The organism is Bradyrhizobium sp. SPXBL-02, assembly GCF_051853065.1.
Lineage (GTDB): Bacteria > Pseudomonadota > Alphaproteobacteria > Rhizobiales > Xanthobacteraceae > Bradyrhizobium.
On record NZ_CP182474.1, the window covers coordinates 3,919,410 to 3,946,341 of the forward strand.

Annotated in this window: 25 protein-coding genes and 1 pseudogene; 18 read left to right on the plus strand and 8 right to left on the minus strand. The window is 64.2% G+C overall.

Annotated features, from left to right (window positions below; translation table 11 throughout):
- Positions 1-3: 3 nt before the first annotated feature.
- Complete coding sequence (locus ACNJYD_RS18190) at positions 4-1,074, minus strand: CobW family GTP-binding protein (RefSeq protein ID WP_212257204.1); 1,071 nt, start codon at positions 1,072-1,074, stop codon at positions 4-6.
- Between the two features lie 117 nt (positions 1,075-1,191).
- On the opposite strand from ACNJYD_RS18190, the gene ACNJYD_RS18195 reads away from it, so the two are divergent.
- Both ACNJYD_RS18195 and glsA read left to right on the plus strand, forming a co-directional pair.
- Positions 1,192-2,280 (plus strand): cyclase family protein, encoded by a 1,089-nt coding sequence (locus ACNJYD_RS18195; protein WP_439367277.1) that lies wholly within the window; start codon positions 1,192-1,194, stop codon positions 2,278-2,280.
- A gap of 178 nt (positions 2,281-2,458) precedes the next feature.
- Entirely contained in the window at positions 2,459-4,333 is a 1,875-nt protein-coding gene (glsA, locus tag ACNJYD_RS18200; protein WP_439367279.1) for a glutaminase A, read from the plus strand.
- A gap of 43 nt (positions 4,334-4,376) precedes the next feature.
- On the opposite strand, the gene ACNJYD_RS18205 is transcribed toward glsA, so the two are convergent.
- The 4 genes and pseudogenes from ACNJYD_RS18205 to ACNJYD_RS18220 form a co-directional block, all read right to left on the minus strand.
- Positions 4,377-5,018, minus strand: coding sequence for a glutathione S-transferase family protein (locus ACNJYD_RS18205; RefSeq protein ID WP_172783627.1), 642 nt, complete (start codon positions 5,016-5,018; stop codon positions 4,377-4,379).
- Positions 5,019-5,178: 160 nt separating this feature from the next.
- A pseudogene (locus tag ACNJYD_RS18210) lies at positions 5,179-5,978 on the minus strand (substrate-binding domain-containing protein).
- A gap of 15 nt (positions 5,979-5,993) precedes the next feature.
- Positions 5,994-6,446, minus strand: coding sequence for a preQ(1) synthase (gene queF, locus ACNJYD_RS18215; RefSeq protein ID WP_061881832.1), 453 nt, complete (start codon positions 6,444-6,446; stop codon positions 5,994-5,996).
- Positions 6,447-6,497: 51 nt separating this feature from the next.
- A complete protein-coding gene (locus ACNJYD_RS18220) occupies positions 6,498-7,475 on the minus strand; it encodes a Vgb family protein (protein ID WP_439367282.1) in 978 nt (325 codons plus the stop codon).
- A 174-nt stretch (positions 7,476-7,649) separates the two neighbouring features.
- On the opposite strand from ACNJYD_RS18220, the gene eno reads away from it, so the two are divergent.
- The 16 genes from eno (at position 7,650) to ACNJYD_RS18300 (ending at position 23,608) form a co-directional block, all read left to right on the plus strand.
- Positions 7,650-8,933: a phosphopyruvate hydratase gene (gene eno, locus ACNJYD_RS18225; protein ID WP_439367284.1), complete on the plus strand. Its 1,284-nt coding sequence runs from the start codon at positions 7,650-7,652 to the stop codon at positions 8,931-8,933.
- 46 nt (positions 8,934-8,979) lie between these two features.
- Positions 8,980-10,113 carry a zinc-binding dehydrogenase gene (locus ACNJYD_RS18230; protein ID WP_212257200.1) on the plus strand — a complete coding sequence of 378 codons (1,134 nt, stop codon included), beginning with the start codon at positions 8,980-8,982 and terminating at the stop codon, positions 10,111-10,113.
- A 201-nt stretch (positions 10,114-10,314) separates the two neighbouring features.
- The gene (locus tag ACNJYD_RS18235) at positions 10,315-10,866 is read left to right on the plus strand and encodes an NADPH-dependent FMN reductase (RefSeq protein ID WP_172783632.1); all 552 of its coding nucleotides are present in this window, start codon (positions 10,315-10,317) and stop codon (positions 10,864-10,866) included.
- Positions 10,867-11,028: 162 nt separating this feature from the next.
- Positions 11,029-11,346 carry an FtsB family cell division protein gene (locus ACNJYD_RS18240; RefSeq protein ID WP_439367286.1) on the plus strand — a complete coding sequence of 106 codons (318 nt, stop codon included), beginning with the start codon at positions 11,029-11,031 and terminating at the stop codon, positions 11,344-11,346.
- A gap of 217 nt (positions 11,347-11,563) precedes the next feature.
- Complete coding sequence (locus ACNJYD_RS18245; protein WP_172783633.1) at positions 11,564-12,523, plus strand: helix-turn-helix domain-containing protein; 960 nt, start codon at positions 11,564-11,566, stop codon at positions 12,521-12,523.
- Positions 12,524-12,755: 232 nt separating this feature from the next.
- Positions 12,756-14,273: an aldehyde dehydrogenase gene (adh, locus tag ACNJYD_RS18250; RefSeq protein ID WP_172783634.1), complete on the plus strand. Its 1,518-nt coding sequence runs from the start codon at positions 12,756-12,758 to the stop codon at positions 14,271-14,273.
- A gap of 263 nt (positions 14,274-14,536) precedes the next feature.
- Positions 14,537-15,559 (plus strand): pyruvate dehydrogenase (acetyl-transferring) E1 component subunit alpha, encoded by a 1,023-nt coding sequence (gene pdhA / locus ACNJYD_RS18255; RefSeq protein ID WP_439367289.1) that lies wholly within the window; start codon positions 14,537-14,539, stop codon positions 15,557-15,559.
- 28 nt (positions 15,560-15,587) lie between these two features.
- Positions 15,588-16,970, plus strand: coding sequence for a pyruvate dehydrogenase complex E1 component subunit beta (locus ACNJYD_RS18260; RefSeq protein ID WP_212257197.1), 1,383 nt, complete (start codon positions 15,588-15,590; stop codon positions 16,968-16,970).
- Positions 16,971-16,981: 11 nt separating this feature from the next.
- Positions 16,982-17,305 carry a hypothetical protein gene (locus tag ACNJYD_RS18265; RefSeq protein ID WP_172783637.1) on the plus strand — a complete coding sequence of 108 codons (324 nt, stop codon included), beginning with the start codon at positions 16,982-16,984 and terminating at the stop codon, positions 17,303-17,305.
- On the plus strand, positions 17,302-17,604 hold the full coding sequence (locus ACNJYD_RS18270; RefSeq protein ID WP_172783638.1) for a DUF5076 domain-containing protein: 303 nt from the start codon (positions 17,302-17,304) through the stop codon (positions 17,602-17,604). The genes ACNJYD_RS18265 and ACNJYD_RS18270 overlap by 4 nt, the downstream gene beginning before the upstream one ends.
- Positions 17,605-17,606: 2 nt before the next feature.
- Positions 17,607-18,059 (plus strand): nucleoside deaminase, encoded by a 453-nt coding sequence (locus tag ACNJYD_RS18275; protein ID WP_172783639.1) that lies wholly within the window; start codon positions 17,607-17,609, stop codon positions 18,057-18,059.
- Between the two features lie 62 nt (positions 18,060-18,121).
- Positions 18,122-19,474, plus strand: a complete 1,353-nt coding sequence (locus tag ACNJYD_RS18280) for a pyruvate dehydrogenase complex dihydrolipoamide acetyltransferase (protein WP_212257196.1) — start codon at positions 18,122-18,124, stop codon at positions 19,472-19,474.
- A 22-nt stretch (positions 19,475-19,496) separates the two neighbouring features.
- A complete protein-coding gene (locus tag ACNJYD_RS18285; RefSeq protein WP_212257195.1) occupies positions 19,497-19,730 on the plus strand; it encodes a hypothetical protein in 234 nt (77 codons plus the stop codon).
- A gap of 17 nt (positions 19,731-19,747) precedes the next feature.
- Positions 19,748-21,169: a dihydrolipoyl dehydrogenase gene (gene lpdA / locus ACNJYD_RS18290; RefSeq protein ID WP_439367293.1), complete on the plus strand. Its 1,422-nt coding sequence runs from the start codon at positions 19,748-19,750 to the stop codon at positions 21,167-21,169.
- Between the two features lie 144 nt (positions 21,170-21,313).
- A complete protein-coding gene (locus ACNJYD_RS18295; RefSeq protein WP_439367296.1) occupies positions 21,314-22,555 on the plus strand; it encodes a threonine synthase in 1,242 nt (413 codons plus the stop codon).
- Between the two features lie 81 nt (positions 22,556-22,636).
- Positions 22,637-23,608, plus strand: a complete 972-nt coding sequence (locus ACNJYD_RS18300) for a tripartite tricarboxylate transporter substrate binding protein BugD (protein WP_439367299.1) — start codon at positions 22,637-22,639, stop codon at positions 23,606-23,608.
- A gap of 105 nt (positions 23,609-23,713) precedes the next feature.
- Here the strand turns inward: ACNJYD_RS18300 and ACNJYD_RS18305 are convergent, their stop codons facing one another.
- From ACNJYD_RS18305 to ACNJYD_RS18315, 3 genes are all read right to left on the minus strand, one after another.
- Positions 23,714-24,100, minus strand: a complete 387-nt coding sequence (locus ACNJYD_RS18305) for a response regulator transcription factor (RefSeq protein WP_172783821.1) — start codon at positions 24,098-24,100, stop codon at positions 23,714-23,716.
- Between the two features lie 97 nt (positions 24,101-24,197).
- Entirely contained in the window at positions 24,198-24,869 is a 672-nt protein-coding gene (locus tag ACNJYD_RS18310; protein ID WP_172783645.1) for a response regulator transcription factor, read from the minus strand.
- The gene (locus ACNJYD_RS18315) at positions 24,866-26,851 is read right to left on the minus strand and encodes a PAS domain-containing sensor histidine kinase (protein WP_439367302.1); all 1,986 of its coding nucleotides are present in this window, start codon (positions 26,849-26,851) and stop codon (positions 24,866-24,868) included. The genes ACNJYD_RS18310 and ACNJYD_RS18315 overlap by 4 nt, the downstream gene beginning before the upstream one ends.
- Positions 26,852-26,932: the final 81 nt, after the last annotated feature.

Consider the following 26,932-nt stretch of genomic DNA (forward strand, 5'->3'; position numbering starts at 1 on the left):
AACTCAGGCGCCCGCGTGGGCCTCCTGCCAGAGGTCAAGCACCTCGTGGCGCGTAATGCCACGGGTGATGAACACGATGCGCGAACGGCGGTCGGCATCGGGCCATTTTGCAAGCGCCACCGGCGGATGGAAGACGTGGTGGACGCCATGGACCGCGATCGGTGTCGCTTCATCGCGAAGATTCAAGATGCCCTTGACCCGCAAGAGGTCCTCTCCCCGGGTGGCGCGCAGATGCGCGAGCCAGCGCGATACGGCCATCCAGTCAAGGGGATCGTCGAATGCGATCATGAAGCTAAGGATCGATGCATCGTGGCTGTGATGCTCGTGATGGGCATGACCGTCACCGTGATGATGGGCGCGCTCATGCGCCGCCTTGGCGACGTCGGCGAACGCCTGTTCGTTGAGCCAGCGCTCGATATCGGCTGTCTTCTTTTCGGGGTCAATGAGGGCAGCGCCGAACAGTTGGGCCGGATCGACCTCGCCATGCACCACGCTCTCGATCCTGGCGCCAGGATTGAGCCGACGAAGCCGCAAGTCCAATGTGTCAGTGTCCTTGACCAAATCGCGTTTGGTGATCAGCAGCCGGTCGGCGAGCGCGACCTGCTTCACCGCCTCGTATTGGCGGTCGAGCTGCCGCGCTGCATTGACTGCGTCGACGGTCGTCACCACGGTGTCTAGCCGCAGAAAATGCGAGACCAAAGGGTTGTTCAGCAGCAGCTGAGCAATGGGAGCGGGGTCAGCCAACCCCGTTGTCTCGACCAAAATCCTGCGGAACGGCGGTACCTCGCCACGATCGCGGCGCACCAGCAGCGCGCGCAGGGTGTCTTCCAGATCGCTGCGAATAGTGCAGCAAATACAACCACTCGCAAGCACGGCGACTTCGCCGTCGACGCGTTCCACGAGGAGGTGGTCGAGGCTGACCTCGCCATATTCGTTGATGACGACGGCGCTGTCCTTCATCGCGTCATGGCGCAGCAGGCGGTTGAGCAGTGTCGTCTTGCCGCTGCCAAGAAAGCCGGTGATCAGTGACACCGGAGTCCGCTCGGCGGATTTGTCGCTCTCGAACAGGCTCATCGGCGATCCTCAACCCTGGTCTTATTTTTGTCGCTGGACAACAGCCTAATGGAGGACGAGCATTCCGAAAACAGGATCTTAAGCCCGATCTCAGCGGGCAAACCCCGGGAGGAAACGATGGACGATACCAAAGGCGATGAAGAGAAGGGCGGTGCCGCGACCGATCGGCGGACCTTGCTCCGCACGGCAGGCATTGCCGGTGCGGCTGGGGCGGCATTCGCAGGTGCGATGCACGGCAAGTTCTCACTCGCACCGATTACCGCGGCGCAGGCTCAAACCGCGGCGATGCCAAAGGGCGTGGACAAGCCTTGGTGGCCCTCAAAATGGGGCAAAGACGACGAGGCGGGCGCGTCGAACCACATCACCCCGGCGAAGGTTCTCGATGCCGTGAAGTGGATCAAGGATGGCAAGATCTACAAGATCGGCCGCGTCTACGAGCAAGGCATGCCGTTGTTCGGCGCCCGCGCATTCTCATTGCGCATTCCCGGCGGGCCGACTGGCGGCCCGTTCGGCGACAACAAGCTCGTCTATCACGACGAGTTTCTCGCCACCGAAATCGGCCAGACCGGTACACAATTCGACGGGCTCGGCCATATCGGTATCCAGCTGGGCAAGGACGGCGACAAGAGCGAGATGCGCTTCTACAACGGCTTCAGCGCCGCAGAGATTGGCGACGCCTACGGCCTGAAGAAGCTTGGCGCCGAGAAGCTCAAGCCGCTGTTCACACGCGCCCACCTGATCGATATGGTCGCGCTGAAGGGCGGCATGATGGACGCGGGCCAAGAGATCACCTCGGCCGATATCAAGGCGGCGCTTGCGAAGCAAAGCATCGCGGAGAGCGACATCAAGCCAGGCGATGCGATCATGTTCCACACCGGCTGGGGCTCCCTGTGGATGAAGAACAATGATCGCTACAATAGCGGCGAGCCTGGAATCGGCCTCGATGCCGCGAAGTGGATCATCGAGAAGGATCTCGCGCTGACTGCGGCTGACACCTGGGCGGTCGAAGTGGTGCCCAATCCGGACAAGTCGCTCGCCTTCGTGGTTCACGCCGAATTGCAGACCAAGCACGGCATCCTCAACCACGAGAACCTGATCTTTGACGAGTTGATTGCCGACAAGAAGTACCAGTTCGTCTACTGCTTCACGCCATCGCCGATCAAAGGCGCTACCGGCAGCAATGGCTGTCCGATCGCGATCACCTGACGCGGATAAAAAGCGTGGTGGGCGGGACCTCCCCGCCCGCCACGCGAAACGCCGCCCAATAACGCCCGCCCGCGAAGGGTGCGACGCCAAGGGGCATTGCTCCCCACCACGACACCATCGGCCCGGTATACATGGCACACGAATTGCTTCGATTCTGGGCAAATCGAGGTGTGAGACCGTGGACGTCCAGACCAGTCATTCGGCCAGCGCAGCCGGTCCAGCCCGCTCGACCGGATATCCCACCAAGCCGCCGCTGCGGCGTTTCCTCACCGATTGCCACGCCGAATTCCGGACCGACAATTCCGGCGAGCTTGCCGACTACATTCCCGAGCTGAAGCGCGCCAATCCCGATCATTTCGGCATCGCGCTCGTCACCATCGACGGCCATGTCTACGAGGTCGGCGACAGCGAGGTGCCGTTCACGATCCAGTCGGTGTCCAAAGCCTTCGTCTTCGCGCTGGCGCTGGAGATGGTCGGCGAGGCGCGCGTCTCGGCCACGATCGGTGTCGAGCCGAGCGGCGAGGCCTTCAACTCAATCCGGCTCACCAACGACAACCGTCCCTTCAACCCCATGGTCAATGCCGGCGCGATCGCCTGCTCGGGCCTTATCTATGAGGTCGAAGGGAAGGGCGCCTTCGAGCGCGTCCGCGCCAAGCTCAGCGCGTTCGCCGGCCGCGAGCTCAGCGTCGACGAGGTCGTACACGCGTCGGAGACCGCGACCGGCAATCGCAATCGGGCAATTGCGTGGCTGCTGCGGAATTACGCGGTGCTGCCCGACGACGTCGATGCCGTGCTCGACGTCTATTTCCGCCAATGCGCGATCCTGGTCACCGCGCGCGACCTCGCGGTGATGGCGGCAACGCTCGCCAATCGGGGCATCAATCCGGTGACGGGCGTGCAGGTGATCACGCCGCATATCGTCGCGCGCACGCTCTCGGTGATGACGAGCTCAGGCATGTACGACTATGCCGGTGAGTGGACCTATCGCGTCGGCATTCCCGCCAAGAGCGGCGTCGGCGGCGGCATCGTCGCGGCGCTGCCCTCGCAGCTCGGGCTCGGCACGTTCTCGCCGCTGCTCGACAACCATTTCAACAGCGTGCGCGGCCTGAAGGTCTGCGAGGCGCTGTCGGCGCGGTTCGACCTGCACATGCTCAATCGCAACGCCGACGTCCGCACCAGCATCATGGCGGATTACGACGTCTACGGCATCTCCTCGCGCCGCAGCCGCCAGCCACACGAGCAGCAGATCCTCGACGAACGACACAGCGACATCCGCGTGCTCGAGCTGGTCGGTGCGATGAATTTCGCCACCATCGACTACGTCACCCGACGGCTCACCAGCGAGCCGCCGAACGCACCGCTGCTGATCATCGATTTCCGCCGCGTCCCCGACATCACCGCGGCCGGCGCTGCGCTGCTTGGCGAGACGCTGGCCGCGCTCGGCAATGCCGGCGTCACCGCCATCCTGTCCGGCTTCGAGACCAACTCCGCGGTGTGGAGCGCGATCGCCGCGCGCACCGCCGAGCCGCGCCGGCTGCGCCGCTTCGCACTGCTCGACGATGCCATCGAATGGGCCGAAGACCAGGTGATCTACCGCTTCGGCGGCTTCACCGATCTCAAGGAGAGCGCGCATCTCGGCGAGCAGGCGCTGCTGGCCGAGCTCGACGCCGAGGAGATCGCCGCGATCATCAAGCTGTCGACCACGCGGCATTACGCGGCCGGCCAGCGCATCATCGCGGCAGGCGAGCCCGCCAATTCGCTGTTCTTTCTCCAGAGCGGCATGGTCAGCGTGAAGCTGCGCAGCGGCGTTCGGCTCGCTTCCCTCGGCCCCGGCATGGAATTCGGCGAGATGGCGATCCTGGAGCAAAGCCGCAGCGCCGACGTCTTGGCCGACACGCCCGTCACCTGCCTCGAACTGCCGCTCGACAGCTTTGCCGATTACCGCCGGCTGCACCCGGAAACGTCGTTGAAGATCATGCGCAATCTCGCCGCGATCCTGGCGCGGCGCCTGGTGCTGGCGAATGCGAAGGTCGATCTCCTGAGCGCGTACTAGGCCGTCAACTCGTAAGCTTGTTGGGCAGGAGCGGGCTCGAGCACTACAATCCCGGTGATCTCGCCGCCCAAGCCTTGGTGGCCTGGCAGCTTTCCATCGCTCGGGCGTAGGCAGGGCGTGCCGTCGTGCGAGCGAGATAGTCCCGCTCGGTAGAACCGGGGACATAGTTGCCAGTTCGCAGGCCGAGCAGGAGGGCGTAGCTCACCGAGATATCGGCAGCAGTGAATCGGTCGCCAGCGAGATAGGGGCACTCCGCGAGGCGGCGGATCACCAACCCCAGGCGGCTCTCGAAGGTCTCGAGCGCCCAGCAGGTAACTCGGGCATTTCGCTCGGCTTCGGGTGCCAGTTGGCGACCGACCAAGACGGCGTTCATCGGTCCGGCGAGCCCGGCCTCGCCCAAGTGGAGAAATTGCAGATAGGAAGCGAACGCGGGATCGTCCGGGGCGACGGCAAGCGAACCTGAGCCGTGGCGGGCAAGCAGGTACTCAAGAATCGCGATCGACTCGACCATGATCGTCTCGCCGTCCTGCAGTGCGGGAATGAAGCCGGCGGGGTTGATCGCGAGGAAATCGCGATCAACCTCGGCTGCCAGCAGATCGACCGGGCGCAGCCGATAAGCCAACCCCAATTCCTCAAGCAGCCAAACAACACGGAAGCCACGACCTTCGCCATAGACGGTGAGCATAGCTAAGCGTTCCTAGATTGGGCTAGATATACTGACTCGCAGAGGTAAGCCACGCGCGCAACGTCGATCTGCTATGGGGTCCAGAAATTCGTCGCGCCGGGTCCGCGCCAGCGGCGCAGCGTTTCACGCTGCACCGCGTCCGGACACGGGCCGGGTTGTCTCACTTCGCCCCGTCAGCTGCCGCGATAGGCTCCATCCCGCTCGCGATGATCGCGTCGCGTGCGGCGGGGGAGGCGAGGAAGTTTATCAAGGCGCGGCCAGCCTCCGGCTCCTTTGCGCCCGTCGCAATCCCAGCCGAGAAGATCGTAATCTTCTGCAATTCGTCCGGCAGCGGTCCGACGATGTCGATGCCCTTGACGGGCTTCAATTCGCTGATCTGCTGAAAGCCGAGCTCGGCCTCGCCATGCGCGACGATCTCGCCGACCGGCGTTGCCGGAATCTTGCGGGCCTTGTCCTTCATGACGTCGGCAATGCCGAGCTTGTCGAACATCTCGGTCGAGACGTAGACGCCGCTGGCGCTGTCGGAATAGGCGATCGTCTTCGCCGCCAGCAGCGCGCGCTTGACGGCATCGGCCGAGCTGATGTCCGGCTTCGGCGCGCCCGATTTCACCGCGATTCCGATCGGTGACCTCGTGAGATCGACCTGGCTGCCGGCGACGACTTGCCTTTGCTCGCGAGGTCGCTCAGGGCATAGCCCACCATGATCAGGACGTCGGCCGGCTCGCCGCGCTCGAGCCGGACGGGAATCGCGTTGGCGGTCGTTCCCATCGACGGCCCGTATTCCGTGAGCACCTTGTTGCCCGTGGCCTTCTCGAATTCCGGCACGAGCGCCTTGTAGGCGGCCGTCAGTCCGCCGGAGATCATCACCCGCACCTCAGCGGCATCCGATGTGCCGGTCAGCAAGAGGACGCCGAGGACGCCTAGCGCAAAGTTACGGAATGTTGCGGAGATTGATGTCATCGTCGTCGTCTCCAACTAGCCCCGTCCGCGATAGGGCGCAACGCCTTGCTCAGGCACCCACAGGCCCTTCGGCACGCGGCCGGTCTGCCAGAACACGTCGATCGGGATGCCGCCACGCGGATACCAATAGCCGCCGATGCGCAAGAATTTCGGCTTGATCTCGGAAGCGATGCGCTTGCCGATCATCACGGTGCAGTCCTCGTGGAAGGCGCCGTGATTGCGGAAGCTCGCGATGTAGAGTTTCAGCGATTTCGATTCCAGCAGCCACGCCCCCGGCGCGTAGTCGATCATCAGATGCGCAAAATCCGGCTGGCCCGTGACCGGGCAGAGCGAGGTGAATTCCGGCACGGTGAAGCGGACCAGATAGTCCGTGCCCTTCTGCGGATTGGGTACGCGATCGAGCTGGGCTTCTTCCGGCGTGTGCGGCCACTCGACCGCGCGGCCGAGTTGGAGGGATTTTTTCGCCATCGTCGTCACATCCTTTTACGGATGCCGGGATGGACGCAAATGCCGCTGCCGTCAACCGGCGGCGATCGTCTGGATCATGACGATGCGGTCGTTGCCGGACTCGCAGCCCCACAGCTCGCCCGGACGGCCGTCGAGCTGGCGGACATTGGCGTTGGCCTTGTCGCTGGCGAAGACGTTGAACTTCTCGGTAGCGGGATCGAACCGGACGATGGCGTTGGCGGAGAAATCGGTCAGCCAGACCTTGTCCTTGTCATCGACGTACACGGCATAGGCGCGGGGACGTTCGCCCGGCAGCTTCCAGGTCTTCCACGAGCTGTCGGCGGGATCATGCACCGAGACGTGGCCGCTGTTCCACTCGCTGACCCAGATCCGGCCCCTCGAATCCGACCAGACGCGCCGCGAGCCCTGGTTCGGGGTCGGCGGCTCGACCACAATCGCATTGCCGCCCGCGCGGTCGATCTTCGCGATATGGCTGCCGGCGAGGGAGGCGTACCAGACATCACCCTTGGGGGTTACCGTGATGCCGTAGGGGCCGACCCCCTTCGGCGCCTTGAACACATTCATCTCGCCGGTCTTCGGAGACAGCCGGCCGTAATAGCCGGATTGCCCGGTGAACCAATAGGTGCCGTCCTTGTCGAACACGCCGGTGTTGAGATTGGCTGAGGCGAACCTTTCCGGCAGGCGGAACAGCGTGACGTTGAGATCGGAAGGGTTGACCCGCGCGATCGCGTTCTGGCCGCCCTCGGTGATCCAGGGCGCGCCGTCGGGGCCGATCGTCACGCCGTGTGGGGCCGCGCCCTGGCCGAGGCTGACCGTCTTGAAACGGCCATCGCGGGGATCGAGTCTGCCGAGCAGGCCCTTGCCCTGCGCCGTGAACCAGATGGTGCCGTCGGGGGCGGGGGTGAGATCATGCAGGCCGATGCCCGGGCTGATGGGATAGTATCTCGTCCGGAACGGGCCTTCCTGCGCAAAACCTGGGTGGGCGGCAAGCAGCGCGGCGCTCGAAGCAAGAAACTGGCGGCGATTCATGGCGTTACCCCGACTGTTTGAGATTGAGGTTGGGCACGCGGACCAGGTGCCGCGGAGCATAGTCTGAGGCACCTCACGCGTCAGTCAGAGCAGTGCGTCCAAGCGTTCACATTTGCTTGCGGCCCGTGTAAGACCCGCGGCACCGATCAGCCCTAACGAACGGAAGTGGACATCATGACCGCCATCATCGACATCATCGGCCGCGAAATTCTCGATAGCCGGGGCAATCCCACCGTCGAGGTCGATGTCGTGCTGGAGGACGGCGCGCTCGGCCGCGCCGCGGTTCCGTCCGGCGCCTCCACCGGCGCCCATGAGGCCGTGGAACTGCGCGACGGCGACAAGACCCGCTATCTCGGCAAGGGCGTGACCAAGGCGGTCGGCGCCGTCAACGGCGAGATCTTCGAGGCCCTCAGCGGCCTCGACGTCGAGCAACAGGCCCAGATCGACCAGATCATGATCGACCTCGACGGCACGCCGAACAAAAGCCGGCTCGGGGCCAACGCCATTCTCGGCGTCTCGCTGGCATGCGCCAAGGCGGCCGCGAACTCGCTCGACATGCCGCTCTACCGCTATGTCGGCGGCACCTCGGCGCGCCTGCTGCCGGTGCCGATGATGAACATCATCAATGGCGGCGTGCACGCCGACAACCCGATCGACTTCCAGGAATTCATGATCCTGCCGGTCGGCGCATCCTCGTTCGCCGAAGGTTTGCGCTACGGCGCGGAAGTCTTCCACACGCTGAAGTCCGAATTGAAGAAGGCCGGCCACAACACCAATGTCGGCGACGAGGGCGGCTTCGCCCCGAACCTGCCGTCGGCCGACGCCGCGCTCGACTTCGTCATGAACGCGATCGGCAAGGCCGGCTTCAAGGCGGGCACCGACATCATGATCGGCCTCGACTGCGCCTCGACCGAGTTCTTCAAGGACGGCAAATACGTCTACGAAGGCGAGGGCAAGACCCGCTCGATCTCCGAGCAGGCGAAATATCTTGCAGACCTCGTCTCGCGCTATCCGATCGTGACGATCGAGGATGGCATGTCGGAAGACGACATGGACGGCTGGAAGGAGCTCACCGACCTGATCGGCAAGAAGTGCCAGCTGGTCGGCGACGACCTCTTCGTCACCAACGTCAAGCGCCTCGCCGAAGGCATCAAGACCGGCCGCGCCAACTCGATCCTGATCAAGGTCAACCAGATCGGCACGCTGACCGAGACGCTCGCCGCCGTCGAAATGGCGCACAAGGCCGGCTACACCTCGGTGATGTCGCACCGCTCCGGCGAGACCGAGGATTCCACCATCGCCGACCTCGCGGTCGCCACCAATTGCGGTCAGATCAAGACCGGCTCCCTTGCGCGGTCCGACCGCACCGCCAAATACAATCAGCTCCTGCGCATCGAGCAGCAGCTCGGCAAGCAGGCGCTTTATGGCGGCAAGGCGGCACTGAAGGCGCTGGCATAAGCCGGCGTCTCGATCCGCGCGAAGAGAAGGACAGGGGAGGATCGACATGAGTGACGGCAAGACCGGACTGGAATTGCGTTCGCTGCTCAAGAAAAGCGGCGAGCTGGAATTGTCTCTCGTGACGGTCCCGACGCCGGAGCCGGCCGACGATGAGGTCGTGGTTCGCGTCGAGGCGACCCCGATCAACCCGTCAGACCTCGGGCTGCTGATCGGGGCGGCCGACATGTCGGCCGCCAAGGCCTCCGGCACCAAGGAGATGCCGGTCATCACCGCGACGATGCCGGAGGCGGCGATGCGGATGATGGCGGCGAGATTCGATCAGTCGCTGCCGGTCGGCAATGAGGGCGCCGGCACGGTGATCCGGACTGGATCGTCGGACGCAGCGAAGGCCCTGATGGGCAAGACGGTGTCGATGATCGGCGGCGCGATGTACACGCAGTACCGCGTGCTGAAGGTCCGCGACGTCATGGAGCTGCCGCCGGGCACCACGGCGGCGGACGGCGCCTCCTGGTTCGTCAATCCGCTGACCGCACTCGGCATGACCGAGACGATGCGGCGGGAGGGCCACAAGGCGCTCGTGCACACGGCGGCCGCCTCCAATCTCGGCCAGATGCTCAACAAGATCTGCATCAAGGACGGCATCGGCCTCGTCAACATCGTCAGGAACAAGGAGCAGGCCGACATCCTGCACAAGATCGGCGCCAAATACGTCGTGGATTCCAGCGTACCGAGCTTCATGGACGATCTCACCAACGCGCTGGTCGAGACCGGCGCCACCATCGCCTTCGACGCCATCGGCGGCGGCAAGCTGGCGAGCCAGATCCTGACCGCGATGGAGATCGCGGCCAACAAGACCGCGAAGGAATACAGCCGCTACGGCTCCAACGTGTACAAGCAGGTCTACATCTATGGCAGCCTCGACACGCGGCCGACGGAGCTAAACCGCTCGTTCGGCCTCAGCTGGGGCGTCGGCGGCTGGCTGCTTACGCCATTCCTTCAGAACATCGGCCCGGCCGAGATCGGCCGCCTGCGCCAGCGCGTGGCATCCGAGCTCAAGACCACCTTCGCCAGCCATTACACCAAGGTGGTGTCGCTCGCCGAGGCGCTCGATCTCGCCAATATCGGGGTCTATGCCAAGCGCGCCACCGGCGAAAAATTCCTCATCAACCCGAACAAGTGATCGCTTCGGTCCGTTACCGGTAAACATCAGGCCGCCGCTTGGCGGCCTGATTGCTTTTGATTGTGGCCCGGGTGGAGCGCAAGCGGACCCATTTCCGGAAACGCAGCGTTTCCAAATCGGACCAGTTCATGCACTTGCATCTATCGGCCCGGATGGCTTAAGTGCCGTCCCGGCATTCCCGCTCACCTTCAAGGACACCCAATGGCCTACAACATCGTCACGATCGCTGGCAGCCTGCGCAAGGACGGCTTCTCGCTCAAGATCGCCAATGCGCTCGCCAAGCTCGCGCCTGCCTCGCTCAAGCTCGAGGTGATCACGCCGGCGGGCATCTCGTTCTTCAACCAGGACCTCGAGGGCGCGCCGCCCGCGGACTGGCTCGCCTTCCGCGAGAAGCTCAAGAGTTCGAACGGCGTCCTGTTCGTCACGCCCGAATACAACCGCTCGATCCCGGGCGTCCTGAAGAACGCCATCGACGTCGCCTCGCGGCCCTATGGCAAGAGTTCGTTCCTCGGCAAGCCGGTCGGCATCATCTCCAACTCGCCGGGTCCGCTCGGCGGCGTCAGTGCGGCCAAGCATCTGCAGACCATCCTGCCTGGCATTTCCGGTCCGATCCTTCAGCAGCCGGAAATCTATCTCAATGGCGTCGGCGATGCCTTCGATGCGGAGGGCAACCTGACCAAGGACTCCCTCAAGACGGTGCTGCAGCAATACATCGAGGCCTTCGCCGCGCATGTGGCGAAGAATCAGGGCTGAGTTCTCGCTCTCTCCGTCATGGCCGGGCCTTGTCCCGGCCATCCACGTCTTTGCCGACCTCACTGAAGAACGTGGATGCCCGGGACAAGCCGGGGCATGACGATTGGCGTATTGAGAGAGGCAATTAGCACTCCCTTAACCAACCTGTCCCATCTTCCGAAGATGGTCTCACGCGCGCGCCTGAAGTCGATCCTGACCGGCCTTGCCCTCTATGCGATGGCGGCGGCGATCGTCGGCTATTTCGGCGTCAACGCCTATACCGGCAAATACGGTCTCAACGCCCGCCAGGAACTGGATCAGGAGATCATCGCGTTGACGAGCGAGCTGGCTCAGCTCAAGCGCGAGCGGGCCAGGAGCGAGCAACGGGTGTCGCTGCTGCGGTCGGAGAAGCTCGACCCGGACATGCTGGACGAGCGCGCGCGCTTCCAGCTCGACTATGTCCATCCGCGCGATCTCGTTCGGATGATCCCGGCGAACTAGCCATCAGCAGCTTCTGAAAGTCGCAGCGAAAGTTCGCTGCTGAAATCCGACCGCTCTATCCTTTTGCCTCCTGCGAAGGTCGTAACCCCGGAACCGCGCGGTTGCCTTGACGGCGGCGCCGCGGCGGGCTCATGCCTTTGGTGGCGCTCGCTGAAGTTGACGCAGATCAACCGGACAGCACCGGTACGTCCTACACTGCTATCCGGAGGAAACTGTGATGAATGGGACAATGCCCCGGCATCACGCGGCCCGTGTCGAGGCCGCCATCGCGTCAGGCCAGGCGGCTCGCTCCGCGCTCGTGGCCTCGTGGCGTCGTTCCTCCCGATTGCATCACCTTGATCCCAGCGGTCGCGCCGCGCCGATGCGGCTGACCGAAGCCGAGCTGCAGCAGGCGCGAGAGCGCATCGCGCCGCTTCTGGCGGCCGCGCAGGGCGCGATGGACCGGCTATATCAGGCCGTCGGCGCTGCGGGCTGCTGTGTGCTGCTCGCCGATCGCGAGGGCGTGCCGGTCGATCGCCGCGGCACGGCGGCGGACGATGCGACGTTTCAGTCCTGGGGCCTGTGGACGGGCGCGCTCTGGAGCGAGGAGCATGAGGGCACCAACGGCATCGGCACCTGCCTCGTCGAGCAGCGTCCGCTGACCATCGATCGCGACCAGCACTTCTTTGCCCGCAACACGCTTCTGAGCTGCACCGCCGTTCCGATCTACGACCACGAGGCGGCGCTCGCGGGCGTGCTCGACGTCTCCTCCTGCCGCGCCGACCGCACCGACGCCTTCGCCAGCCTGATCGCGCTCGCGGCGGGCGAGGCGGCCAAGCGGATCGAAGCCGACCTGTTTCGCAAGGTCTTCGCCCATGCCCGCATCGTGCTGACGCAGGCGGCGGACGGAAGCTGCGGCGGCCTCGTTGCGGTCGATGCGGACGATCTGGTGATCGGCGCAACGCGCTCCGCCCGGCTGGCGCTCGGCATCGCGACCGGCGGTGCGTTGCGGCCGATGCCCGCGGCCGATCTTCTCGGCGGTGATGCCGCGCACGATCATCTTGCCGGAGGCCAGCGTGCGGTGCTGCAACGCGCGCTGCTGCGCGCCGGCGGCAACGTTTCCGCCGCCGCCAAGGCCCTCGGCGTCAGCCGCGCCACGCTGCACCGGAAGCTCAAGCGGTTCGAGCTGAACCACTAGGCCGCGCTATTCCTCAATCGTCATTGCGTCGCAGCTCGCAATGACGGTGGAAGCCGCTGGTGCGCCAATTGCTCCTTGCTTCTGACGGGCGAGTACAACTGTCGCAGAACTGCGACAGGTCCGCTCCGCGATCGCGTCCGCCCGGGCTGACAGAAAACGCCTCCCGCATCATCGTCTGCGCAAGTCGCGAACAGGCGACGACAAGCGCAAACAGCAACATCGGGAGTGATCAATGAACAAGGTGGAATTCCTCAGCGTCACCAAAGTTCCCTTTGCCGAACGCTACGACAATTTCATCGGCGGCAAGTTCGTCGCGCCGATCTCCGGGAAATATTTCGATAATGCCTCGCCCCTGACCGGCCAGGTCGTCTGCAAGATCGCGCGGTCCGACGCGCAGGACGTCGAGGCGGCACTCGATGCGGCGCATGCCGCCAAGGCCGCCTGGGGCCGCACCAGCGTCGCCGAGCGCGCCGCGATCCTGAACCGGATCGCCGACCGCATGGAAGAAAACCTCGAGCGCCTGGCGATTGCCGAGACCTGGGACAACGGCAAGCCGATCCGCGAGACGCGCGCCGCCGACCTGCCGCTCGCGATCGACCATTTCCGCTATTTCGCCGGCGTGGTGCGTGCCCAGGAAGGCTCGATCGGCGAGATCGACCACGACACCATCGCCTACCATTTCCACGAGCCGCTCGGCGTGGTCGGCCAGATCATTCCCTGGAACTTCCCGCTTCTGATGGCCTGCTGGAAGCTCGCGCCGGCGCTCGCCGCCGGCAATTGCGTGGTGCTCAAGCCCGCCGAGCAGACCCCGGCCTCGATCATGGTCTGGGCCGAGATCATCGCCGACCTGCTGCCGCCGGGCGTGCTCAACATCGTCAACGGCTTTGGCCTCGAGGCCGGCAAGCCGCTGGCGTCGAGCCCGCGCATCGCCAAGATCGCCTTCACCGGCGAGACCACGACGGGCCGGCTCATCATGCAATATGCCAGCCAGAATCTCATCCCGGTGACGCTGGAACTCGGCGGCAAGTCGCCGAACATCTTCTTCAAGGACGTCACCGCCGAGGACGACGATTTCTTCGACAAGGCGATCGAGGGCTTCGTCATGTTCGCGCTGAACCAGGGCGAGGTCTGCACCTGTCCGAGCCGGGCGCTGGTCCACGCCGACATCTACGACCGTTTCATGGAGCGGGCGCTCAAGCGCGTCGCCGCGATCAAGCAGGGCGATCCGCGTGATGCCGCCACCATGATCGGCGCGCAGGCCTCCAGCGAGCAGCTCAGCAAGATCCTCTCCTATATCGACATCGGCAAGCAGGAGGGCGCCAAGGTGCTGGCCGGCGGCGGACGCGCCGATCTCGGCGGCGATCTCACCGGCGGCTTCTACGTCCAGCCGACCGTGTTCGAGGGCCACAACAAGATGCGAATCTTCCAGGAGGAGATTTTCGGCCCCGTCGTCTCGGTCACGACCTTCAAGACCGACGAAGAGGCGCTCGCGATCGCCAACGACACGCTCTACGGCTTGGGTGCCGGTGTCTGGAGCCGCGACGCCAATCGCTGCTACCGCTTCGGCCGGGAGATCCAGGCCGGCCGGGTCTGGACCAACTGCTACCACGCCTATCCCGCCCATGCGGCGTTCGGCGGCTACAAGCAGTCGGGTGTCGGGCGCGAGACCCACAAGATGATGCTCGATCACTACCAACAGACCAAGAACCTCCTGGTCAGCTACAGCCCGAAGAAGCTCGGCTTCTTCTGATCGGGTCGGAAGGGCGGCGCCGCTTCGGCGCCGCCCGCTCCGAATGTCGGGATTGGCGCACGCACCGTTCTTGATCCGGTCACGAATCTGCGCACGCCATGGCGTGCATAGATTTGTTGCCTGATCAGCGCCAAAGATTTTCCAATATTTCGATCACGCTGCAGTGCGGCATAATGAAAGTCGTGCCATGCCGCCGCGGTGCTTTCCAAGGGCGTTTGACTTGGGTTAGAGAGGGCGAAAGTTTTCTCTGACCCGGAATTCCCATGGCCGCACCCAAGAAAGCCGCCGCAAGCGCTCCACAGGACAAGACCGACGGCGGTTCGCCCCCGGAATTCACCAGGGAGCAGGAGCTCAAGGCGCTCCGCGACATGCTCCTGATCCGGCGGTTCGAGGAAAAGGCCGGCCAGCTCTACGGCATGGGCGCCATCGGCGGCTTCTGCCACCTCTATATCGGCCAGGAGGCCGTGGTGGTCGGCATGCAGATGGCGCTGAAAGAGGGCGATCAGGTCATCACCGGCTATCGCGACCACGGTCACATGCTTGCGACCGGCATGGACGCCAACGGCGTGATGGCCGAGCTGACAGGACGCCGCGGCGGCTATTCCAAGGGCAAGGGCGGCTCCATGCATATGTTCAGCAAGGAGAAGCACTTTTACGGCGGTCACGGCATCGTCGGCGCGCAGGTCTCGCTCGGCACAGGCCTCGCCTTCGCCAATCACTATCGCGGCAACGGTAACGTCAGCGTCACCTATTTCGGCGACGGCGCGGCTAACCAGGGCCAGGTCTATGAGAGCTTCAACATGGCGGAGCTCTGGAAGCTGCCGGTGATCTTTGTCATCGAGAACAACCGCTACGCCATGGGCACCTCGGTCTCACGCGCCTCGGCGCAGCAGGATTTTTCCAAGCGCGGCGCGTCCTTCAACATTCCCGGCAAGCAGGTCGACGGCATGGACGTCCGCGCCGTGAAGGCGGCGGGCGAGGAGGCGGCGGCCTGGTGCCGCGCCGGCAAGGGTCCCTTCATTCTGGAGATGCAGACCTACCGCTATCGCGGCCATTCGATGTCCGATCCTGCAAAATATCGCACGCGCGAGGAGGTCGAGAAGGTTCGCCACGACCAGGACCCGATCGAGCAGGTGCGCAACCGCCTGCTCGCCGCCAAGGTCAGCGAGGCCGATCTGAAGGCGATCGACGCCGAGGTGCGGGACATCGTCAACGCGTCCGCCGATTTCGCCCAGCATGATCCCGAGCCGGATGCCGCCGAGCTCTGGACCGACGTTTACCGCTGAACGCGCGCTAGCTTTCTTTGGAGTCGATATGCCAATTCAAGTGCTGATGCCCGCGTTGTCGCCCACGATGGAGAAGGGCAACCTCGCCAAATGGCTGAAGAAAGAGGGCGAGACGATCAAGTCCGGCGACGTGATCGCCGAGATCGAGACCGACAAGGCGACCATGGAGGTCGAGGCGACCGACGAGGGCACGCTCGGCAAGATCCTGATCCCCGAAGGCACCGCTGATGTCGCGGTAAACACACCGATCGCGACCATTCTCGCCGATGGTGAGAGCGCGGCTGATCTGGCGAAAGCACCTGCAGCGGCCGCGAAGGCTGCGGAGTCCGCGCCGCCAGCCGCAGCAAAGGCCGAGGCGCCCGCGCCGAAGGCTGCGCCAGCTCCGCAGGCCGTTGCCGAGCCCGATCCCGAGGTGCCTGCCGGCACCGAGATGGTGACGCAGACCATCCGCGAAGCGCTGCGCGACGCCATGGCCGAAGAGATGCGCCGCGATGCGGACGTGTTCGTGATGGGCGAAGAGGTGGCCGAATATCAGGGCGCCTACAAGGTGACCCAGGGCCTGCTCCAGGAGTTCGGCGCCAAGCGCGTGATCGACACGCCGATCACCGAGCATGGCTTTGCCGGCGTCGGCGTCGGTGCGGCGATGACCGGCCTCAAGCCGATCGTCGAGTTCATGACCTTCAACTTCGCCATGCAGGCGATCGACCAGATCATCAACTCCGCGGCCAAGACGCTCTACATGTCCGGCGGCCAGATGGGATGCTCGATCGTGTTCCGCGGACCGAACGGTGCGGCTGCGCGCGTCGCCGCCCAGCACAGCCAGGACTACTCGGCCTGGTACTCGCACGTTCCGGGCCTCAAGGTCGTCGCCCCGTATTCGGCGGCCGATGCCAAGGGCCTGCTCAAGGCTGCGATCCGCGATCCCAATCCGGTGATCTTCCTCGAGAACGAGGTGCTGTACGGCCACACCGGCGAAGTGCCGAAGCTCGATGATTTCATCATCCCGATCGGCAAGGCGCGCATCGTCCGCGCCGGCAGCCACGTCACCATCATCTCTTGGTCGAACGGCATGACCTATGCGCTGAAGGCCGCCGACGAGCTTGCCAAGGACGGCATCGAGGCCGAGGTGATCGATCTGCGCACGTTGCGGCCGATGGACACCGAGACCATCGTCAACTCGGTCAAGAAGACGGGCCGCGCCGTGACGGTGGAAGAGGGTTGGGCCCAGAGCGGCGTCGGCGCCGAGATCGCCGCGCGCATCATGGAGAACGCCTTCGACTATCTCGACGCGCCGGTGACGCGCGTGTCCGGCAAGGACGTGCCGATGCCCTATGCCGCGAACCTGGAGAAGCTCGCGCTGCCCTCGGCGGCGGAGGTGGTCGAGGCCGCCAAAGCCGTCTGCTACAGGTAGAATAGGCAACCATGTATAAGCTAACCTGGCATATCTACTGGCGCTGGATATTGGCAGCTCTGGCTTTTACGGCGGCTATTCCGCTCGTGGTCATGGTCGTTGAGTTTCCGGTGATGCTTTTGGTGGCGATCCTGTCGCGCATGCTGGGCTATCCGGAATTTGCGGCCACTGCCACGACCGTCGTCAACGCGATGATCTTCCAGCCGGTCGTTTTGGCTGGTTTGTTTTTCGCCGTTGGTTTCCTTGCGCTCCGGTCCATGCTGAAGCGAGCGATTGGAGTAGAGTTTGACGGGAAGGTTCTTGTCCTCCAGGACGCATCGAGTTCGTCGCAATGAGCGGCCCCAAGGAGCAGCCACTGCCGCCCGACGTCATGACCCGCGACGACGCGGTCGAGATCCTGCGCGTCTTCGTGCTGGATGGCGGGCTGTCGATGGCGTTCCAGCGCGCCTTCGAGGAGCCCGACATGTGGGGGCTATTGCTCGTCGATCTCGCCCGCCACGCCGCGCGCGCCTACGCGCGCGAGAGCGAATACACCGAGGAGGACGCGCTGAACCGGATCCTCGACATGTTCCAGGCCGAGATCGAGCGTCCCACCGACACCGGCACCACGACGCCGCGCGGCAAGGGGCACTGACCATGGCAATCGAATCCTATCATTACGATTTCATGCTGGAGGCGATCCGCGAGGCGGAAGCCTCAATCGCGCAGGGCGGCCTGCCGATCGGGGCGGTGCTGACGCGCGACAACAAGATCATCGCCCGCGGCCACAACAATCGCGTGCAGGAGAACAATCCGATCCTGCACGGCGAGATGAGCTGCCTGCGCGAGGCCGGCGCGATCTCGTTCCACGATACCGTCATGTACACGACGCTGTCGCCCTGCTCGATGTGCGCCGGCGCGCTCGCGCTGTTCAAGGTCAAGATGGTGGTGATCGGAGAGTCCATCACGTTCCCCGGCTCCAAGGATATCCTCGACAAGTTCGGCATCCCCTGGATCGACCTTGCCGACGATCGCTCCATCACCATGATGAAGAATTGGCGTTCCATCCCTGCCAATGAGCGCCTGTGGCAGGGCGACATCGGCAACTAAACCTGGTCTGTTCGTCGCCGCTGTCGGAGACGACGTTTTGCAAAGTTCTTCTTGAGGTCAGCATGCCCATCAACATCCTGATGCCCGCTCTCTCGCCGACGATGGAGAAGGGCAACCTCGCCAAGTGGCTGAAGAAGGAAGGCGACAAGGTCAAATCCGGCGACGTCATTGCCGAGATCGAGACCGACAAGGCGACCATGGAGGTCGAGGCGATCGACGAGGGCACGATCGCCAAGATCCTGGTGCCCGAGGGCACGCAGGACGTTCCGGTCAACGACGTGATCGCCGTGCTCGCCGGTGAGGGCGAGGACGTGAAAGCCGCAGGGAGCGCCAAGCCCAGCGCTTCGGCCGCGCCGCCGAAGGCCGCCGAAGCCCCAGCGGCCGCACCGGCTGCCGCGCCAGCGCCCGCTGCGCCCAAGGCCGCGCCGCCGCCCGCAGCACCCGCGCCGCAGCCCGCAGCTCCGGCCGCCCAGGCCAATGGCCATGGCGGTCGCGTGTTCTCATCGCCGCTGGCGCGGCGCCTCGCCAAGGAAGCCGGCATCGATGTCGGCATGGTCACCGGCACCGGCCCGCACGGCCGCGTGGTCGCCCGTGACGTCGAGCAGGCCAAATCCGGCAAGGGCCTCAAGGCACCCGCCGCGGCGCCGTCAGGCGCGCCGGCGATCGCGCCGACCATGTCGGACAAGCAGATCCTGTCGCTGTTCGAGCCGGGCTCGTACGACATTGTCCCGCATGACGGCATGCGCCGCACCATCGCGCAGCGCCTGACTGCGTCGATCCAGAACGTCCCGCATTTCTATCTCACCATCGACTGCGACATCGGCAAGCTGCTCGCCGCGCGCGAGGAGATCAATGCGGCTGCACCCAAGGACAAGGAGAAGAAGCCGCTCTACAAGATCTCGGTCAACGACTTCGTCATCAAGGCGATGGCGGTGGCGCTGCAGAAGATCCCGAACTGCAACGTGAGCTGGACCGAAAGCGGCATGGTCAAGCACCATCATTCCGACGTCGGCGTTGCCGTTGCGATGCCCGGCGGCCTGATCACGCCGATCATCCGCAAGGCCGAGACCAAGACGCTCTCGACTATCTCCAACGAGATGAAGGACTTTGCGGCGCGCGCACGTTCCCGCAAATTGAAGCCCGAGGAGTATCAGGGCGGCACCACCGCCGTCTCCAACCTCGGAATGTATGGCATCAGCCACTTCACCGCCGTGATCAACCCGCCGCATGCGACGATTCTCGCGGTCGGCACCAGCGAGGAGCGTCCCGTGGTGCGCGGCGGCAAGATCGAGATCGCGCACATGATGAGCGTGACCCTGTCCTGCGATCACCGTGCCATCGACGGCGCCCTCGGCGCCGAGCTGATCGGCGCGTTCAAGCAGCTGATCGAAAACCCTGTGATGATGATGGTCTGACGCGGCGGCAGAGGGGGCAACCTTGCATGTCCGGACCCGCTGGCCATGGATATCGCTGCTACTCGGAGCCATCGTCGCGCTCAACCCGATCGGGCTCGATTTTCTTCACTCTGCGTTCTTTGCCGGCGAGCAGCTGGCACGGAACATCGCCCAGCCCATCGTGCTCACCGCGCTGGCCATCATAGTCCTGGCGGTGGTGCTCGAATGGCTGGTGAGGTCTTTTCTGGTCAAGCGCCGCGCCCGCGGCGCTTCTTGAGTTGAACGGGAGCCGCTATGGCCGATACATCCTTCGACGTCATCATCATCGGCTCCGGCCCCGGCGGCTATGTCACCGCAATCCGCGCCGCGCAGCTCGGCCTCAAGACCGCGATCGTCGAAAAGTCCTATCTCGGCGGCATCTGCCTGAACTGGGGCTGCATCCCGACCAAGGCGCTCTTACGCTCGGCCGAGATTTATCACTACATGCAGCACGCCAAAGACTACGGCCTGTCGGCGGAGAAGGTCTCGTTCGATCCGAAGGCCGTGGTGCAGCGCTCGCGCGGCGTCTCCAAGCGGCTGAACGACGGCGTCGGCTTCCTGATGAAGAAGAACAAGGTGAGCGTGATCTGGGGCGCCGCCTCGATCGATGCGCCCGGCAAGGTCACCGTGAAGAAGTCCGACGTCGAGGGCCCGAAGGGCGCGCTGGGCGAGGGGACTTATCAGGCCAAGCACATCATCGTCGCGACCGGCGCACGGCCGCGCGTGCTGCCCGGCCTCGAGCCCGACAAGAAGCTGATCTGGACCTACTTTGAAGCAATGGTGCCGGAGCGGATGCCGAAGTCGCTGCTGGTGGTCGGCTCCGGCGCGATCGGCATCGAGTTCGCCTCGTTCTTCCACACCATGGGCTCCGACGTGACCGTGGTGGAAGTCCTGCCGCAGATCCTGCCCGTCGAGGACGCCGAGATCGCAGGCTTCGCCCGCAAGCGGCTGGAGAAGCAGGGCATCAAGATCATGTCCTCCACCAAGGTGACAAAGGTGGAGAAGAAGGCCGACAGCGTCGTCGCCACCATCGACGACGGCAAGGGCAAGCCCGTCGCGACCGAGTTCGAGCGCGTAATCTCGGCGGTCGGCGTCGTCGGCAATATCGAGAATCTCGGCCTGGAAAAAGTCGGTGTCAAAACCGATCGCGGCATCATCGTGGTCGACGGCTACGGCAAGACCAACGTTCCCGGCATCTATGCCATCGGCGACGTCTCCGGTCCTCCGATGCTTGCGCACAAGGCCGAACATGAGGGCGTGATCTGCGTCGAGGCGATCAAGGGCCTGCACCCGCATCCCATGGACAAGAACATGATCCCGGGCTGCACCTATTGCCATCCGCAGGTGGCCTCCGTCGGTTTGACCGAAGCCAAGGCCAAGGAGAACGGCCGCGAGGTCCGCGTCGGCCGCTTCCCCTTCGTCGGCAACGGCAAGGCGATCGCCCTCGGCGAGGATCAGGGCCTGGTCAAGGTGATCTTCGACAAGAAGACCGGCCAGCTGTTAGGGGCCCACATGGTCGGCGCCGAGGTCACCGAGCTGATCCAGGGCTACGTCGTCGCCATGAACCTGGAGACCACGGAAGAAGAGTTGATGCACACGGTGTTCCCGCATCCGACGCTGTCGGAGATGATGAAGGAAGCCGTGCTGGATGCGTATGGACGGGTGTTGAATATTTGATGGCTGGCATCGCCGCCCACCGCCGTCATTGCGAGCGCAGCGAAGCAATCCAGACCGCCTCTGCGGAAAGACTCTGGATTGCTTCGCTTCGCTCGCAATGACGAGCAGAGAGAGCCGTTTGCAGAACAAGAAGGAAATCATCCCATGCACGACAATGACAACCTCACCATCGAGCGCCCGACCTTCGTCACCCATCTCGAATGTGCCATGGAAGGCGACCATTACGCCGCCGACCAGGTCCACAACCTCTCCAAGGTCGGCAAGCCGCTTCTGGTGCGCTACGATCTCGCGGGCGTGAAGAAGGCGCTGACCAAGGACGCACTCGCCCAACGCCCCGGCGACATGTGGCGCTATCGCGAGCTGCTGCCGGTTCGCAAATGCAAGGACATCGTCTCGCTCGGTGAAGTCACGACGCCTCTGATCCGGCTGCCCAAGCTCGGCAAGAAGCTTGGCGGCGGCGAGATCATCGTCAAGGACGAGGGACGGCTGCCGACCGGCTCGTTCAAGGCGCGCGGTCTCGTGATGGCGGTGTCGATGGGCAAGGCGCTCGGCATCAAGCACATGGCGATGCCGACCAACGGCAATGCCGGCGCGGCGCTGGCGGCCTATGCGACCTCCTGCGGCATCAAGACCACGATCTTCTGCCCGGCGGATACGCCTGAAGTGAACGTCAGCGAGATCGAGCTCCAGGGCGCGACCGTCTACCGCGTCAACGGCTATATCGACGATTGCGGCAAGATCGTCGGCGAGGGCAAGGCCAAGGTCGGCTGGTTCGACACCTCGACCTTGAAGGAGCCGTACCGCATCGAAGGCAAGAAGACGATGGGCCTGGAGCTCGCCGAGCAGCTCGGCTGGGACGTGCCCGACGTGATCTTCTATCCGACCGGCGGCGGCACCGGCCTGATCGGCATGTGGAAGGCCTTCGACGAGCTGGAGAAGATCGGCTTCATCGGATCAAAGCGCCCGCGCATGGTTGCGGTGCAGGCCTCGGGCTGCGCGCCGATGGTGCGGGCCTATGAGGCCGGCACCGAGCACGCGACGCGCTGGGAGGACGCCCACACCATCGCCTCGGGCATCCGCGTGCCGCAGGCGATCGGCGATTTTCTCATTCTGCGCGCGGTGCGCGAGAGCAAGGGCTTTGCCATTGCGGTCGACGACGACAAGATCTCGGCGGCGCTGAACGAGGTCGCGCGCGAGGAGGGGCTGCTGCTCTGTCCCGAGGGCGCCGCAACCTACGCCGCCTACAAGGAGAGCCTCGCCGACGGCCGCGTCAGCAAGACCGACCGCGTCATGCTGTTCAACTGCGCGACCGGCCTGAAATACCCGCTGCCGCCGGTCACCCGCACGCTCGATCGTCACAAGCCGATCGACTATTCCCAGTTCTAGCGCGGCAATACGCCACGAATGATCCCTCTTCCCGTACGCGGGAAGAGCAAGAACAATATCGACATCGCTGGGGAGAAGACAATGACGAAGGCGGTCTGGGCTGCGCTGATTGCTGTTCTCGCTGTCGCAGGCGTCGCGCGCGTCGACGATTATCCCTCCCGTCCCATCACCATCATCGTGCCGTTCGCGGCCGGCGGGCCGTCGGATGCGATGGCGCGCGTGCTTGCCGAGCGGATGCGCGTCTCGCTCGGCCAGCCCCTGGTGGTCGAGAACGTGACCGGAGCAGGCGGCTCGATCGGGGTCGGCCGTGCCGTGCAATCGCCGCCCGACGGCTACACCATCTCGTTCGGCCATCTCGGCACCCACGTCGCCAACGGCGCCGTCTACAAGCTCAAATACGACCTCGTCGCCGACCTCGAGCCGGTGGTGCTGCTGCCGAGCAATCCGATGATCGTGGTCAGCAAGAACGCGGCGCCCGCGACCTCGCTGAAGGAGCTATTGGACTGGCTGAAGTCGCGGCCGTCGCCGCCGACCGCCGGCACGGCCGGCGCAGGCTCCGGCAGCCACATCGCCGGCGTCTATTTCGAGAGCGTCTCCGGCATCAAGCTGCAATACGTGCCGTATCGCGGCACGGCGCCCGCATTGAACGACCTGATCGCCGGCCAGATCGACATCATCGTCGACCAGACCTCCAACTCCATCAGCCAGGTCCGCGCCGGCACCATCCGCGCCTACGCCGTCACCGACGACAAGCGCCTCGCCTCGGCGCCCGAGATCCCGACCGCGGAGGAGGCGGGCCTGAAGGGCTTCAACATGACGCTGTGGTCGGGCATGTGGGTGCCGAAGGGCACGCCGAAGGAGATCGTCGCAAAGCTCAATGCCGCGGCCGTGGAAGCACTGAACGATCCTGCGGTGAGGAAGCAGCTCGAAAGCCAGGGCCTGGAGATGACGCCCAAGGATCAGCTCACGCCCGAAGCGCTCGCCACGCGGCAAAAGGCCGAGATCGCGAAATGGTGGCCGATCATCAAGGCGGCGAACATCAAGGTGGATTGAGGCGGTCGGCGCAGGCCTCGCGGTGTGGCGAGGTTCCGCGAATTTTCTGAGTAGGCCGCCAGCCCGGCCATCTCGGTCACTGCCGCGTTTGTGGGCCGCGGGCGCTCACGACGTGGTTTGGTGATCGAGTGCCAGCGCACGGTCCAGGCATTGCATCAGATCCGAGGCAGCGAACGGCTTACCGAGAAAACAGATTGCGCCCGCATTGAGTGCCCGCACACGCACGCCGTCATCCGGGAAAGCTGTGATGAATATGAACGGCGTGGCCGAACCCTGCGCCCGCATCTGCGTCAACAGATCGATTCCGCTCATCAGCGGCATCTGCACGTCGGCGATCACGCACGAGGTGTCGCTCGAATCGGTCGAGCTCAAGAACTCTTCCGCCGAGGCGAATGTGTGGACGTTGTATCCGCGCGATTCCAAGAGATTGTTGATCGCGGCCCGAACGTAGGGGTCGTCGTCAAGCACCGAGATGACCGAAGCCACTGACAAGACGTCCGCTCCTCGCCGGGAATTACGCTTGCCGTCGCCCACGGCTACAACATAAAGGCGTAAGGTGGACCTGCCGGTCACGATTGGAAACTCATACTTAGGTTTGTGCATCGGACTTGTTCGGGCCAATCCCGAGCGCCTCGCTCATTCTCACCAGGTCGGCCAGCGACTTCGCGCCCATTTTCCGCATGATCTGGCCGCGGTAGATTTTAACGGTGATTTCGGCCAATCCGAGCTGGGCGGCCACCTGCTTGTTCATCAGGCCGGACGTCACCAGTGACAATACGTCTCGCTCCCGCGAGGACAGTGACTCGAAGCGTGATCTGACGGTCGAGACCGTCCTGTTGAGGTCGCGGCGCTTGCGGTCTCGCTCGATCGCGGCCTGGACTGCGTCGAGAATGTCCTGATCGCGGACCGGCTTGGTCAAGAAGTCGATCGCCCCGCTCTTCATGGCCCGAACCGTCATGGGAATATCGCCGTGACCGGTAATGAAGATGATAGGCGTGTGGATATTTGCCTTGGCAAGATCGGTCTGCAGCTCGAGGCCGCTCGTTCCGGGCAGGCGGATGTCGAGCACCAGGCAGCTTGGGACGTCTGGCGGCTTGGCCTGGAGGAGCTGCGGCGCCGAGCCGAATGCTTCGACCTTGAGACCGACCGACTCGAACAGATTGGTGAGCGCACGGCGCATGGACGCGTCGTCGTCGACGATGAGGACAATGGGCTGATCGCCGTCCTTCTGTGGCGGCGAAGAGTCCGCGCGCTCGGTCACGATGCTTCCTCTCGATGGAGGGGCAAGGTAATCTGAAAAGTCGCGCCGCGCTCCTGATTTGGCACGGCGTAAAGTCGTCCGCCATGGGCCTCGATGATCGATCGACAGATCGACAGACCCATGCCCATGCCGGAGGACTTCGTGGTAAAGAACGGCGTGAACAGGCGGTCCATCGCCTGTTCGCTGATGCCGACTCCGCGGTCGGAAACGCTCATTTGCATCGCGCCATCGCCGCTCGCCTCTGAACGGATCGCCAGCTCGCGCGGGCGATCGTGGACGTCTCCCATGGCCTCGATCCCGTTCATGATGAGGTTGATCAGGACCTGCTGCAATTGAATGCGATCGCCAAAGATCCTCGGCAGCGCCGACGACAGCTCCATGCGGACGGACACGGCGTGGCTGGCCATTTCGCGCTGAACGAGTGCAACGGCCTCCCGCACGACCGCATTGGCATCGAGCGGAACCATCTCGATGTCAGACCCCTTGGCGAGCGCCCGAACGTGACGGATCACGTCGCCGGCACGCCTGCCATCCTCGATGATCCATTCCACGGAGCGGCGGGCCGCTTTGATATCCGGCGGACTGCGCTGCAGCCAGGCGAGGCAGGCGTCGGCGTTTGCGATCACCGCGGCGAGCGGCTGATTGATTTCGTGGGCAATCGAAGCGGTCAGCTCACCCAGTGTCGTGACACGTGTCACATGGGCGAGTTCGGCCTGGGCCTTGCGCAGCGCGTCTTCGGCTTGATTGGCCCGGATGGCCGCGGTCACGTCGGAGCAAACGCCACGGTAGCCCAGGAAAGCGCCGTCGGCGTCGAAGAACGGCTTGCCGCTGGTCCGGACGTAGATTGGCCGTCCATCGCGGTCTCTGCTGCGATACACCAAGTCGCGGAACGGGACGTGGGCGTCGAGCGCCGCTCGATGTTGCCGCCATTTTTCGGGCTCGAGAGCAGCATCAGGAGCAATGTCCCAGCGTGTGAGCCCGATCAGGCCCGCGGGGACGGTGTTGGTATCGGAGTGTTCCGATATCTGGGTGACGCGATGGTCTGGGCCGGTTTCCCAGAACCAGTCAGACGCGGTTTCGGCATAATCTCGAAAGCGCTGCTCGCTGTCACGAAGCCTACGCTCCGCCTCTTTGGTCGCCGTGATGTCGGTCACCGATCCGACGAACTCCACGCAACCGTTGGAATCTCGCGTTGCTCGTGCCACCGCTCTAACATATTTGATGGAACCGTCGGGCATCACCAGCCGGTATTCGTGATCATAGTCTTTCCCTTCGCGCGCCGCCTGGCCCGTCGTCTGCTTCACAGCGAGCCGGTCCTCCGGATGGATCCGCTGAAGCATGAATGGGATCGCGGGCTTCGTCCCCTCTTCGCATTCGAAGATGCGATAGGTCTCCTTGGACCAGGTGATCTCGCGGGTTGCGGCCTTCCAGCCGAAACTACCGGTGTGGCTCAATTCCTGCGCCTGGGCGAGGTAAGCCTCGCTCTGTCGCAGCGCGTTCTCTGCCTCCTTGCGCTCGGTGATGTTCTCGCAGGCGACAAGCACGATTGGTCCGCGATTGGCCCGCAGCATGGCCTTGGCGTTCTCGCGGACCCATAACATCGAGCCGTCCTTGCGAACTTTCCGGATTTCCCAGGTGTGTGACTGATCAAGGGTCTTGAGGCACAACGCGAGACAGGCGCGGACAGTGGCGCGATCTTCCGCGAGGAAGACGTCCAGCACGGATCGGCCGATCAACTCGGCCGGCGTGTAGCCCAGCTGCTCGGCGCCGAACGTGTTCACGTTGATCACGGTACCGGCCGGATCGACCATGAAGTACATGACCGGCGTGTGCTCGAAGACCTGCTGCCACTGCTTGACCGCCTCGAGCAAGTCGGCGGCATTGGAATCGGTGCGCGGCTTGGCGGGAACAGTTTGCCTCAGGCAGCCGACGAGGAATTGCGCGGCTGACTTCCCGAACGTCGCTGCCCGGCCAGGCTTCATCGCAGACGCTCCCGGCACTCTCTGCGTGAAGATGAGTAGAGCACGTTGCGGCGAGAGGAGCAATTCCAGCCAAAGTCGGAT

Bases quoted from the DNA above. Each gene is read 5' to 3' on its own strand.
- ACNJYD_RS18265 (WP_172783637.1), top strand. From the start codon at position 16,982: ATGTATAAGCTAACCTGGCATATCTACTGGCGCTGGATATTGGCAGCT.
- lpdA (WP_439367293.1), top strand. From the start codon at position 19,748: ATGGCCGATACATCCTTCGACGTCATCATCATCGGCTCCGGCCCCGGC.
- ACNJYD_RS18240 (WP_439367286.1), top strand. From the start codon at position 11,029: ATGGTCTCACGCGCGCGCCTGAAGTCGATCCTGACCGGCCTTGCCCTC.
- eno (WP_439367284.1), top strand. From the start codon at position 7,650: ATGACCGCCATCATCGACATCATCGGCCGCGAAATTCTCGATAGCCGG.
- ACNJYD_RS18260 (WP_212257197.1), top strand. From the start codon at position 15,588: ATGCCAATTCAAGTGCTGATGCCCGCGTTGTCGCCCACGATGGAGAAG.
- ACNJYD_RS18195 (WP_439367277.1), top strand. From the start codon at position 1,192: ATGGACGATACCAAAGGCGATGAAGAGAAGGGCGGTGCCGCGACCGAT.
- ACNJYD_RS18315 (WP_439367302.1), bottom strand. From the start codon at position 26,851: ATGAAGCCTGGCCGGGCAGCGACGTTCGGGAAGTCAGCCGCGCAATTC.
- ACNJYD_RS18205 (WP_172783627.1), bottom strand. From the start codon at position 5,018: ATGCTCACCGTCTATGGCGAAGGTCGTGGCTTCCGTGTTGTTTGGCTG.
- ACNJYD_RS18190 (WP_212257204.1), bottom strand. From the start codon at position 1,074: ATGAGCCTGTTCGAGAGCGACAAATCCGCCGAGCGGACTCCGGTGTCA.
- ACNJYD_RS18220 (WP_439367282.1), bottom strand. From the start codon at position 7,475: ATGAATCGCCGCCAGTTTCTTGCTTCGAGCGCCGCGCTGCTTGCCGCC.
- pdhA (WP_439367289.1), top strand. From the start codon at position 14,537: ATGGCCGCACCCAAGAAAGCCGCCGCAAGCGCTCCACAGGACAAGACC.
- ACNJYD_RS18295 (WP_439367296.1), top strand. From the start codon at position 21,314: ATGCACGACAATGACAACCTCACCATCGAGCGCCCGACCTTCGTCACC.
- adh (WP_172783634.1), top strand. From the start codon at position 12,756: ATGAACAAGGTGGAATTCCTCAGCGTCACCAAAGTTCCCTTTGCCGAA.
- ACNJYD_RS18300 (WP_439367299.1), top strand. From the start codon at position 22,637: ATGACGAAGGCGGTCTGGGCTGCGCTGATTGCTGTTCTCGCTGTCGCA.
- ACNJYD_RS18280 (WP_212257196.1), top strand. From the start codon at position 18,122: ATGCCCATCAACATCCTGATGCCCGCTCTCTCGCCGACGATGGAGAAG.
- ACNJYD_RS18230 (WP_212257200.1), top strand. From the start codon at position 8,980: ATGAGTGACGGCAAGACCGGACTGGAATTGCGTTCGCTGCTCAAGAAA.
- ACNJYD_RS18245 (WP_172783633.1), top strand. From the start codon at position 11,564: ATGAATGGGACAATGCCCCGGCATCACGCGGCCCGTGTCGAGGCCGCC.
- ACNJYD_RS18270 (WP_172783638.1), top strand. From the start codon at position 17,302: ATGAGCGGCCCCAAGGAGCAGCCACTGCCGCCCGACGTCATGACCCGC.
- ACNJYD_RS18235 (WP_172783632.1), top strand. From the start codon at position 10,315: ATGGCCTACAACATCGTCACGATCGCTGGCAGCCTGCGCAAGGACGGC.
- ACNJYD_RS18275 (WP_172783639.1), top strand. From the start codon at position 17,607: ATGGCAATCGAATCCTATCATTACGATTTCATGCTGGAGGCGATCCGC.
- queF (WP_061881832.1), bottom strand. From the start codon at position 6,446: ATGGCGAAAAAATCCCTCCAACTCGGCCGCGCGGTCGAGTGGCCGCAC.